Genomic DNA, 10689 nt, shown 5'->3' on the forward strand with positions numbered 1-10689 from the left:
CCCGCGGACTGGCTACTGTGCGACGACAAGGAGGTCCGATGACCGGAACGGTCCGGCACGACCCGCACGAACCCGCGTCCGGACCCGTCCCCGGCTCGGCCGACGGCTCATCGCCCGCAGACCTCGCCCCGTCGAGCACCGCTGCCGGACCGCGCCCACGGGTGCCGGTCACGGTCGGGGTCCTGGGCTACTGCCTCGCCTGGCTCGCCGCCGCGCTCGGGGTCGGAGCCGCCGTCGGTTTCATGGTCGGCGCAGCGGAACGCGCCCTCGCCGGACCGACGGACACCTGGGCCGACCTGGCCGCCGTCGTCCTCGGGCTGCTCGCGGGGGTCCTCGCCGCGATGATCGCCTGGCTCCTCGCGATGGTGCACGCCGCACGGAGGTTCCTTCCGCCCGGGCGTCGACTCGCTGTCCTGGGGTGGTCGGCCTTGGCCGTCGTCGCTGCGCCCGTGCTCGTCTACGCGGTGTTCGCCCTGGTCGGCTCGCCTGCCGCGCCGCGAGGCTCCGTCGTCGTCGCAGCGCTGCTCGCGATGGCGATCGTCCCGCCCGTCCTGATCGCCGCGCGCCTACCGGCGGCCGAGCGCCAGGGCTGATCCGGAGCGGCCTCAGACGGCCCACAGCCGCGCCGGGGTGATCGCGTCGACCTGCGCGAGGATCGCGTCCAGCACCGCGCCGCGGTCGAACTGCCTCGCGTGCTGCCTCGCCCGGTGCTCCGCCCGGCGTCGCTCCTCCGGCGACATCTCGACGACCGCGCGGTCCAGCGCCGCGGCGATCGCGTCCGGGTCCTCGACCGGGACGATGATCGCGCAGTCGCCGACCGCCTCGCCGATCCCCCCGGTGTCGGTGGTGATCACCGGTCCGCCGCCGGCGAGCATCTTCTCGACCAGGGCGATCCCGAAGGTCTCGACGAACTCGGGCATCGGCTTGCTCGGCAGCGCGTAGGCGGCGCAGCCGGCCATGAGATGAGGCTTCTCGACGTCGTCGACGTCGTCGAGGAAACGGATCCGTGCGGCGTACGGGGAGGCCGCTGCCCGCTCCCGGAACGCCGTGGCCCCCGGCCCGTTCCCGGCGATCACCAGGTCGACCGATCCGGCGGCCGCACTGCGCTCGTACCCGGCGATGAGGTCCTCGACCCCCTTCGCCGGGCTGAGCCGGGAGAGGAACAGCACGTAGCCGTCGCGGCTCAGCCCGCGGTGGGCCAGGGCGGCGTCGGTCTCCGCGTCGTCGCGGGCGAGGTACTCCTCGACGTCGATCGCCGGGTAGGAGATCTCGACACGGTCGCGCAGCTGCGCGGCGAAGCGGGTGCCGTGCCGGGAGTCGATCGACTCGGCCTCGGAGACGACGAGGTCCTTGGTGTAGCGCGAGACCGCGAGGCAGATGTCGGAGTCGAGGTAGGTGGTGAGCACCTGTGCGGCGGCGCCGAGGCGGTCCTCCTCGACGCTGGCGCGCACGACGTTCGTCACGTCGGACCCGACGGCCTCCGCGATCGTCGTCACGTCGACCGGCAGGCCGGTGGAGCGGGCGATGCGCGCCGCGTCCGAGACGGCCTGGGCGTGGGGCGAGAGGTACAGGGACATGGCGACGGTGGGCACCCCGTCGGTGAAGAGCTCGACGAGGCGACCGGTGATCCCGGCGAGGTAGCGGCCGTCGGGCACCTTGTAGTCGCCCACCGGCTCGGGGCGCTCCACCGTGATCCCGCGGCTGTACGGCGAGACCCGGTCGAGGGGCTTGAGCGGCAGACCCGTCTCGACGAGGCGCTCGATGGGCCAGGTGACGATGCGCACGTCGGTGAAGCCGCGTTCCAGGGCGGCCTCGGCGAGGTTGCGGGCCTCGCCGGAGTGCCCGCAGATGACGGGGTCGGCGCGGACGACGAGGACGAGGCGGCGGTCGTTGTTCATGGTCGTTCTCCGATCGGTGGTCCTCAGCGAGTGGGGAGCGGGTCGGGGACGGCGGTCTCGGTCGGGTCAGGGGGTGGGTCAGGTCGGTTCGGACATCGGCCAGGAGGGTGGGCGGACGTGGACACCCCAGTCGGAGGGCGTCGGCCCGAGCTCGATGAGCAGGCGACCGCCGCGGTGCAGCTCCGCTCCGGTCAGCCAGGGTCGCTCGAGCGGGACCCCGTCGAGCCGGACGGACCGGACGTACTGGGGCCGGCCGTCCGGGGTGGGCTCGACGAATCCGGAGGTCGCGATCGTCAGCGCGCCTCCGGCGACGGTGATCCGGGACTCGCGCCAGGCCGGCGCGGAGATGAGGGCGAGGTTCTGCCCTGCGACGGGGAACAGGCCGAGGGTCGCCCAGACGAACCAGGAGCTCAGCCCCCCGGAGTCGTCGTTCCCTGGCAGCCCGCCGCGGCCGGTCCCGAACTGGTGCTGCACGATGGCGTGCACGACCTCTGCCGTGCGATCGGGCCGACCCGCGTAGTGGTAGGACCAGGGCGCCTCCATGTCGGGCTCGTTGTTGAGCCCCTCGAAGCGGTCGAGGGCGTAGCCGGCGGCCATCTCCGCCGCGGACGGACGCACTCCCGGCTGGCTCACCGGATCGGCGCCGAAGCCGAAGAAGCGGTCGAGCAGGGCGACGAAGGCCTCGTCCCCACCGGCGAGGGCGATCCGGGCTGCCATGTCGTGCACGAGGCGGAAGGAGTAGTTCCACCGCCCGCCCTCGTAGAACGTGGAGTCCACGAGCAGGCCGGTCCCCGAGTCGAAGGCGTTGGCCCACTGCGCGGCGAGCGGGGCGAACTGCCGGACGAGAGCGGCGTCCCCCAGGTGCTCGGCGACCTTCGCCGTGCACCAGTAGCCGAAGGCGAGGTCGAGGGTGTGGCTGATCGGGTGGGCCACACCGCGCAGCAGGAAGTCCTCGCCGTAGGTGCGCCGCAGGTCGTTGTGCATGTGTACCAGGGCCCAGTCCCAGTCCATCCCCGGCAGGCCCAGCTGGCACAGGTCGGCGAAGAAGGTGTGCGCGAGGGCGCTGCCCTGCCGGGAGAACTGATCGGCGCCGAAGCCGAAGAAGCGGTCGAGCAGGGCGACGAAGGCCTCGTCCCCACCGGCGAGGGCGATCCGGGCGGCCATGTCGTGCACGAGGCGGAAGGAGTAGTTCCACCGCCCGCCCTCGTAGAACGTGGAGTCCACGAGCAGGCCGGTCCCCGCGTCGAAGGCGTTGGCCCACTGCGCGGCGAGCGGAGCGAACTGCCGCACGAGAGCGGCGTCCCCCAGGTGCTCGGCGACCTTCGCCGTGCACCAGTAGCCGAAGGCGAGATCGAGGGTGTGGCTGATCGGGTGGGCCACGCCGCGCAGCAGGAAGTCCTCGCCGTAGGTGCGCCGCAGGTCGTTGTGCATGTGCACCAGGGCCCAGTCCCAGTCCATCCCCGGCAGGCCCAGCTGGCACAGGTCGGCGAAGAAGGTGTGCGCGAGGGCGCTGCCCTGCCGGGAGAACTGATCGGCGCCGCGCGCCATCCGGTAGCCGATGGGCAGGTTGCCCTCCTGCTCGCAGATGTACAGCAGCGCCTGGGCCAGCTCGACGGCGCGCTCGGGCCGCAGGAGCGTCAGCAGCGGCAGCTGGGTGCGATAGATGTCCCACATCGTCGAGATGTCGAAGGCGAAGGCTCCGTCGGCCGGCCAGAACGGGCTCTCGTCCTCGGCGAGGCACGGCTTGATCAGCGCGTGGTAGAGCGCGGTCGAGAAGATCTGCTTGCGCTCGGCGGACGGGGTGTCGACGACGATCGCCTCGAGGTGCTCGCGCCAGGTCTCGTGGGTCGCGGCGCGGCGAGCGGTGAACCCGGAGGGCTCCGTCCCGCAGTCCCGCTCCAGGTTGGCCCGCGCCTGCTCGACCCCGCGCAGGGAGAAGCCCATCCGGATCTCGACGACCTGACCGGGCGTCGTCGGCCCGGCCCACATCAGGCCGAAGGGGCGCAGCGTCGTCGGGCGGATGTAGTCGAAGTCCAGGCGGGTGCCACCCGGCATGAGGCGGCGGTCGTACCAGAGGAGCTGACGCCAGTCGGGGGTGTCGCACTCCAGGTGGACCGCCAGGGGTGCCCCCTCGACGACGATCTCGCCCTGCGCGACGCCGGGCGCGACGCTGTGCAGGTGGGCGCGGAGCGGGACGGTGCGACCGTGCGGGATGGCGAGCCCGCCGAGGGAGAAGTCGAGGACCACCCGGGCGTCCTTGTGCGCCGGGAAGGTGTACCGGTGGACGACGCTCTTGGGCCCGACGGTGAGCTCGCAGCGGATCCCGGAGGAGAGGGTCGTGGCGTACCAGCCGGGCTCGGCGCGCTCGTCGCTCAGCTCCCACTGCTCACCGAGGGCGTCGAGCGGCTCGAGCATCGGGGTGACCCGGACGTAGTTGTAGTACTTGCGGATCGCACCGGTCCCGGACTGCTGGAAGTGCGTGAAGCCCGAGGCGACCTGCCGGTCGAACAGCTCGGGAGGCACTCCTTCGGTGCTCAGCTCGTAGCGGCCGTAGCCGGTGGGGTACGCACCCGAGTACGCGCAGGCGGAGACCATGCCCAAGGGGTAGGTCGCGCCGGGATGGGTGTTGCCGACCAGCGGCTTGGGCCACCACCAGGTCGCCGCAAGGCCCGCGGGCGTCGGCAGGTCGGTCGCCTCGGTCCCGATGAACGGGTCGACGTGCTCGATCACGTGCACCTCCCGGGCATGCGGCGCTCGACGACGGTGTCCATCGGGTGACGCTAGGCGCGCCACGTGTCCGGGGGGTTGCGGGCGGGTCACCGTTGGATCAGCGATCGGGGAACTCGGGTGGCAGCATGGCCCCGTGACCACCCCGACCGATCGCTCGACCGAGCGGACCTCCGTCCGTCAGGTCGCGCGCGGTCGCGCCGACCTCACCGCCGCCGGCGCGGACGCGCTCGCCGTCCTCGTCTTCGTGCTGGTCGGGAGGCGCTCGCACGACGAGGGCCCTGTCGTCCTCGGAACACTGACCACAGCCTGGCCGTTCCTTGCCGGAGCCGGTCTCGGCTGGCTCGCGGTGCTGGGGCTACGGGCGAGCGGTCGCGACTGGAGCGCCTCGTCGATCCCCGCCGGCGCCACGGTGCTCGGCGGGAGCGTCGTCGGCGGGATGCTGCTGCGGCGTCTGTCCGGGACGGGTGGCACCCCGCTGTCGTTCGTCGTGGTGGTGACGACCTTCCTCACGCTCGTGCTGCTCGGGTGGCGGCTCGTCGTGCTGCGGCGTAGGCCGCGCGCCTGAGGAGCAGGGCGACCGCGCCCCTGCACGCGGCCGCCCTGCTCCGGTTCGCGGGCGAGCTCACCCGAGGTCGACGCTCACCCCGCCGGAGAACATCGAGTCGTGCAGCGTGATGCTCGCGAGCTGCGCGTCGACAGGGATGTCGAAGACGACGACGCCGTCCACCTGGTTGCCCGGGTTGATCTGGTTGAGGAAGCTGTTGGCGTCGCCGAGGTAGATGGCCGCTCCGGAGTCCGCCGAGTGGCGCCTCCCCTCGGTGTCCACGAGCTCCTGGCTCGAGCCGTCGAAGTACTGGGCCTCGTCGCCGACGTTCTTCACGGTCATGCGCACCAGGACGAACTGTCCCTGCGCGTCCTGGTGCAGGTAGTCGTCGCCGACCCTCGCGACTCCCGTCTCGACGGAGGTGACGGTGAACTCGAACTTCCCGTCCGCGACGACGGCGCCGATGCCCGGTGCGGCCGGCTCGGGTTCAGGCTCGGGCTCCTCGGCCGGCTCCTCGGCCGGCTCTGCTGCTGCCTGTTCCTGGTCCGTCTCGGAGGTCGTGCCGCCCGCCACCGCATCCGGCACGGCGGAGGAGGCGGAGCCTGCCGTCCCCTGCTCGTCCGGTTCCGTCGAACCGCCTGCCGACGCGAAGGCGATGAGGAGCACGACGGCGATCCCGATGCCGGTCAGGACCTTGTGCCGGGCGAAGAAGCCGCGCCGCGGTGCGGGCGGCTGCGGGCCGGAGGCACCGGGCGGGACGGGCCCGGCGGGGTAGGGGTGGCCGGGCTGAGGCTGTCCGGGGTACGGCTGGGCGGGGTAGGGCTGCGGCGCAGGGGCCGGGGGCTGAGTCATGGGTCCTCCTCATCCGGGAGCTCGGGGAGCGTGCCGCTCATGCGGTGCGGCACGCTCCGACGTGCTCGGTGCGATCGGGGAGAGCCTGGCGATCCGGCCGGCCTCCTGGCGTCCGTCGATCGGCCGGCTCTCCTGTCCGATCGGATGAGTCGGCTGTCGGTGCTCGGTCCTACGCTTCCCAGCCATGACCCTCCCGACGGCGACGCTGCCCCCGCCAGGGGCTGTCGTGCGTCCCGACGGACGGGTCGTCGGCGGGACGTCGTCGTGGGCGCCGGCGGCCTTCGTGCTCGGGTCGCTCGGGGCGGTCGGGGTCGCGCAGTTCTCCTCGACGGCCGCCATGGCCTTCGCCGCCCAGGCCGACCCGGCTGCGGACGGGGTGTCCCTCGCACAGGTCGGGGCCTGGGTGATCGGCCTCGGGCTGGGCGCCTCGCTGCTGCTCCGCACCCGGTTCCCGTTCCAGGTCGGGCTCGCGACGGCGATCGGTGCCGTCCTGCTCCCGCTGGACTCCGTCGCGGCACTCATCGCCCTACCCTGGGTCATCGCCCGGCGCAGTGCGCGCGAGGCCTGGTGGTGCGGTGGGCTCACGGCGCTCGGCACCGCCCTGGCACTCGCGCGGGACCGGGCCCGGCCGCCCGGCGCCGTCCTCCTCGCCGGTGGTGACGCGGGCTCCGTGCTGTCCCCGCTCGGCTACGGGGTGGTGGGTGTGCTGTGCCTCGCGGTCGCCGTGGGAGCAGGACTCGCTCGACGGTGGCACGGTCGAGCCAGGGACGCGATCGGCCGGCAGCATGCGCAGGAGCGCGTCAGCGCGGACCTGCGCACCGAGATGACCCGGCAGGAGGAACGCGAGCTCATCGCCAGGGAGGTCCACGACACGGTGGCCCATCACCTCTCCCTCGTCTCGCTCAGCGCCTCGGCCCTGGAGGTCGGCGGGGCGGCGAGCGACGGGGACGTGCGCGAGTCGGCACGGACGATGCGGGCCTCGGCCCACCAGGCACTCGAGGAGCTCCGCGACCTGGTCGCGCTGGTGCGCGACCCCGCGGCCCTCGCGCGAGCCGGTGGTGCGCCCTTGCCGAGCCTGAGCCTCGCCGAGCTCCCCGAGCTCCTCGACCACGCCCGCGACGCCGGGGCGGACGTGCGCGCGACCGTCGTCATCCAGGACGGGGCCACAGCGCCGGCGGTGCTGACCCGCGCCGTCTACCGGATCGTCCAGGAGTCGCTCACCAACGTCCTCAAGCACGCCCCCGGCGCCCCGGTGCAGGTCGACCTGCGTGCGGCGCCGGGCGCGGGAGTCCGCCTGCGCGTGACGAACCCGATGGCGCTCTCGGCACGGGACCCCCGATGGGCGGCCGGTCCCGCGGACGCAGGGCCGGGCGGCGGCGCCGGGATCGTCGGGATGCGCGAGCGTGCGGGGCTGGCCGGGGGAACCCTCACGGCGGAGCCCGCCGGCACGCAGTTCGTGGTGAGCGCGACGCTGCCCTGGCCCGCGCCGGCCAAGGCCCGTGTCGGTGCCTCGACCTAGCATCGCGGAGTGATCAGAGTCCTCCTCGTCGACGACGACGCCCTCGTCCGCCGCCTGCTCCGCCAGATCCTCACCGCCCAGGGGCTCGAGGTCGTCGGGGAGGCCACGGACGGCGACGAGGCCGTCCCCGCCGTCCAGCGGCACCGCCCCGACGTGGTCCTGATGGACCTGCGCATGGCCCGGATGGGTGGTGTCCCGGCCACGGTCGCGGTCCGGGCCCTGCCGAACCCGACCAGCGTCCTCGCCCTCACCTCGTTCGACACGAGGGAGCTGGTGCACGCGGCGCTGAACGCGGGAGCACAGGGCTTCCTCGCCAAGGACGCAGCCCCCAGCGAGATCGTCGCAGCGGTGCAGAACGTCGCAGGCGGGCTGAGTGCCCTGGGTCCACGTGCGGCGCGCTATGTCGTCGACGCGATGACCGCCGATCCGGCTGCCGCACAACGCGATCGCGCCCGTCAGGCGCTCGAGGTGCTCACCGACCGGGAGCTGGAGATCGCGGCCGCCGTGGCCTCGGGACGGACCAACGCCGAGGTCGCTGCGTCGACCTACTGCAGCGAGGCGACCGTCAAGACGCACCTCTCGCGGGCGATGGACAAGATCGGGGTCGCGAACCGGGTCCAGCTCGCCCTCGTCGTCGACCGCGCCGGCCTCGCACCCGCCTGAGGGCCTCGGTCAGGCGACCACGAGCCACAGGCCGGCGACCGAGGTCGCGACCAGCGCGACCGTGGCGAAGACCTCAGGGCTCATCGCCGCGGCGAGCCGGCGGCCGAGCAGGGAACCCAGCACGATCCCCGGGACCAGCGCCGCACTGATCACGAGCGATGCCGGGGTGATGAGCCCGAGCCCGACGCTCAACGGCACCTTGAGCACGTTGATCACGAAGAAGAACCAGGCGACGGTGCCGAGGAAGGCCCGCTGGGTGATCCCCAGGCGCAGCAGGTAGAGCGTCATCATCGGCCCGCCGGCGTTCGCGACCATCGTGGAGAACCCCGCCCCGGCTCCGAGCGCGACCGAGACCGGATTTCGATCGCCCACGGGGGCAGGGGCTCCTGCCACCCGCGCGGCACGTCGCCGCAGCAGCTCACCGAGACCGCTGATCAGCAGCATCGCCCCGATCACCCGGGCGGAGGCCTCCGAGCCGGCCGAGCGGACGGTCCAGTAGCCGAGGACCAGCCCGACCGTCACCGCGGGGAGCAGGCGCAGCAGGACCCGGATCTCGACGTGCCGGGAGTACATCCCCAGCGCGATGAGGTCGCCGACGATGAGCACCGGCAGCACCACTCCCGTCGAGGCGAGCGGCGGCAGGACGGTGGCGAGCAGCGCGGCGCCGAAGGAGCCGACGGCGGGGACAGCCGTCTTGGAGATCCCGAAGATCGCGGTGGCGAGGGTGCCGAGGACGACGACCGTCAGGGTCAGGTGCACCCCGCGACGCTAGCGGAGCGGAGGGCTCGGCCGTGACCGACGACCGACGACCGGCCCGGCGTCCCGTGCCGCTGCCCGGACAGCACCACGCCCGGCCGGCCACAGGGCCGACCGGGCGTTCGCCTCGAGGAGGAGACGCAGATGCGTCAGCGGGGCATCGGCGTCAACGCGACGTACTCGTCGATGCTGCCGTCCCGCATGCAGATCTCGATGATCTGGCGGCCGAGCGGGTCGAGCTCGTCGGTCAGGTACTGCTGGAGCTCGTGCTTGAAGAAGTCCGTGAGGATCTTCGCGCCGACGTCGTACGCCTCCTCGCCCACCTGGGACTGGAAGGCGGGACGCAGCAGGGTCGGCCGGATCTGCTGACCGTCGAGCTTGATCTCCTTCGGGGTGTACCCGAACAACGGGAGACGCGCGGGGCTGAAGTTGTCCATCGAGAACCGGCCACCGCCACGGCGCGCCATGTACTCGCGGGTCAACCACTCGGCGGAGAACCCGACCTTGTAGGCACCGATGTGCTGGTTGGGGGTCAGGACGTAGCGCGTCCGGTCGGCTGCCACGAGCTGGCGCAGCAGTAGGTTGGCGGCGGCGACCTTCGTGCCGGTCGAGAAGGGCCAGTAGGAGCCGACTCCCTCGGAGACCATTCCGCCGTGCTTGATGGTCTTCTTGTCGGACTTGCTCTCGCCGATCGAGGGGTTCTTGTCACCACGCGGGGCGATGAGCCGCCACAGCCACGCCACCGACGGCGGGACGAGGTGCATCATGCCCATGATCCCGTAGCTCGGTGCGTTGCGCGTGCACGCCGGCATCCGGACCCCGAAGGTACGGACGTCGACCTGCTGCGGCTCGTCCACGAGGTTGTCGAACTCCTTGCGGGAGATGACCACGCGCGGGTTGGGGCAGGGCTTCCCGTTGGAGTCGATCGTGTGCTCCCAGGGCAGCACCGTCGCTCCGGGCGCGCCCTGCAGGCTGAGGAAGAGCAGCGGCTCCTTGGGGTGGATGAAGGCCCGCTCCAGGTGGGAGTCCTCGCCGTACTTGGTGAGGTTGTCGACCCGGACGAACCAGCCGGCCTCGGCGTCGGCGACCGTGAGGTACCCGTCCCCGTGCTGGAAGGCGGGGTGGCACAGCGTCATGTCGTCGGTCACCGGGGAGAGGGTGCTCGTCTCACCGAGGGTGATGAGGTACGGCTCGTCGGTGACGACGTTGGTCCCGACGAGGATGCGGCCGTCCTCCTCGCGCCGGATCTCCTGGCACATCTCGGACTTGCCGCCTCCGGATGCACCCTCGTGCATCACGACGACCTCGTTCTCGTACGGGGTGCGCACCTTGACGGAGGACGCGTGCGCCGTGAGCCAGCCCTCGTGCTCACCCACGTCGAGCAGGACGGAGAAGACGCCCTTCTTGGCGCTCGGTCCCGGGTACAGGTTGTAGGCGAAGACCTCGTGCAGCGTGTCGCTGCGGTCGTGCACGACGACCTGCTTCCCGCCGAAGTGCGTGTGCCGGAAGGGCGGGGCGACGTAGAGGATCGACCGCGGGGTGAAGGTGCCGAGCTCGTCGAACGTCACCCAGCCCTGCAGGTCGACCAGGGCGAGCGCGAAGAACGCCGCGTTGGCCGGGATGATCCCGATCGAGGGGTACCCGTAGTGCAGGCCGCCGGCCTTGAAGGGCACGACGATGAGCGACTGCTCGCTCAGCCAGGTGAGCGTCTCGGCCTTGGTCGGCGC

At 72.4% G+C, this 10689-nt stretch carries 9 protein-coding genes; 4 read left to right on the forward strand and 5 right to left on the reverse strand.

Annotated features, from left to right (window positions below; translation table 11 throughout):
• Positions 1–38: 38 nt before the first annotated feature.
• The gene (locus ABWK99_RS08940) at positions 39–593 is read left to right on the forward strand and encodes a hypothetical protein (RefSeq protein ID WP_372594351.1); all 555 of its coding nucleotides are present in this window, start codon (positions 39–41) and stop codon (positions 591–593) included.
• 12 nt (positions 594–605) lie between these two features.
• Here ABWK99_RS08940 and ABWK99_RS08945 read toward each other — a convergent pair whose 3' ends face one another.
• The gene (locus ABWK99_RS08945; protein WP_372594352.1) at positions 606–1898 is read right to left on the reverse strand and encodes a glycosyltransferase; all 1293 of its coding nucleotides are present in this window, start codon (positions 1896–1898) and stop codon (positions 606–608) included.
• A 78-nt stretch (positions 1899–1976) separates the two neighbouring features.
• A complete protein-coding gene (locus ABWK99_RS08950) occupies positions 1977–4628 on the reverse strand; it encodes a glycoside hydrolase domain-containing protein (protein ID WP_372594353.1) in 2652 nt (883 codons plus the stop codon).
• A 133-nt stretch (positions 4629–4761) separates the two neighbouring features.
• Between ABWK99_RS08950 and ABWK99_RS08955 the strand changes: the two genes are divergently transcribed.
• A complete protein-coding gene (locus tag ABWK99_RS08955) occupies positions 4762–5193 on the forward strand; it encodes a DUF3054 domain-containing protein (protein WP_372594354.1) in 432 nt (143 codons plus the stop codon).
• A 57-nt stretch (positions 5194–5250) separates the two neighbouring features.
• Here ABWK99_RS08955 and ABWK99_RS08960 read toward each other — a convergent pair whose 3' ends face one another.
• A complete protein-coding gene (locus ABWK99_RS08960) occupies positions 5251–6024 on the reverse strand; it encodes a DUF4352 domain-containing protein (RefSeq protein ID WP_372594355.1) in 774 nt (257 codons plus the stop codon).
• Between the two features lie 184 nt (positions 6025–6208).
• On the opposite strand from ABWK99_RS08960, the gene ABWK99_RS08965 reads away from it, so the two are divergent.
• A complete protein-coding gene (locus ABWK99_RS08965) occupies positions 6209–7543 on the forward strand; it encodes a sensor histidine kinase (RefSeq protein ID WP_372594356.1) in 1335 nt (444 codons plus the stop codon).
• Positions 7544–7552: 9 nt separating this feature from the next.
• Positions 7553–8206: a response regulator gene (locus ABWK99_RS08970; protein WP_372594357.1), complete on the forward strand. Its 654-nt coding sequence runs from the start codon at positions 7553–7555 to the stop codon at positions 8204–8206.
• 9 nt (positions 8207–8215) lie between these two features.
• Here the strand turns inward: ABWK99_RS08970 and ABWK99_RS08975 are convergent, their stop codons facing one another.
• Both ABWK99_RS08975 and ABWK99_RS08980 read right to left on the reverse strand, forming a co-directional pair.
• A complete protein-coding gene (locus ABWK99_RS08975; protein ID WP_372594358.1) occupies positions 8216–8965 on the reverse strand; it encodes a sulfite exporter TauE/SafE family protein in 750 nt (249 codons plus the stop codon).
• A 146-nt stretch (positions 8966–9111) separates the two neighbouring features.
• On the reverse strand, positions 9112–10689 hold a 1578-nt coding region (locus ABWK99_RS08980; RefSeq protein ID WP_372594359.1), incomplete at its 5' end, for a DUF4914 family protein.

Source organism: Actinotalea sp. (assembly GCF_041597215.1).
Lineage (GTDB): Bacteria > Actinomycetota > Actinomycetes > Actinomycetales > Cellulomonadaceae > Actinotalea.

Excerpts from the sequence above, each read along its gene's own strand:
- ABWK99_RS08940 (WP_372594351.1), top strand. The coding sequence starts at position 39 with ATGACCGGAACGGTCCGGCACGACCCGCACGAACCCGCGTCCGGACCC.
- ABWK99_RS08945 (WP_372594352.1), bottom strand. The coding sequence starts at position 1,898 with ATGAACAACGACCGCCGCCTCGTCCTCGTCGTCCGCGCCGACCCCGTC.
- ABWK99_RS08960 (WP_372594355.1), bottom strand. The coding sequence starts at position 6,024 with ATGACTCAGCCCCCGGCCCCTGCGCCGCAGCCCTACCCCGCCCAGCCG.
- ABWK99_RS08965 (WP_372594356.1), top strand. The coding sequence starts at position 6,209 with ATGACCCTCCCGACGGCGACGCTGCCCCCGCCAGGGGCTGTCGTGCGT.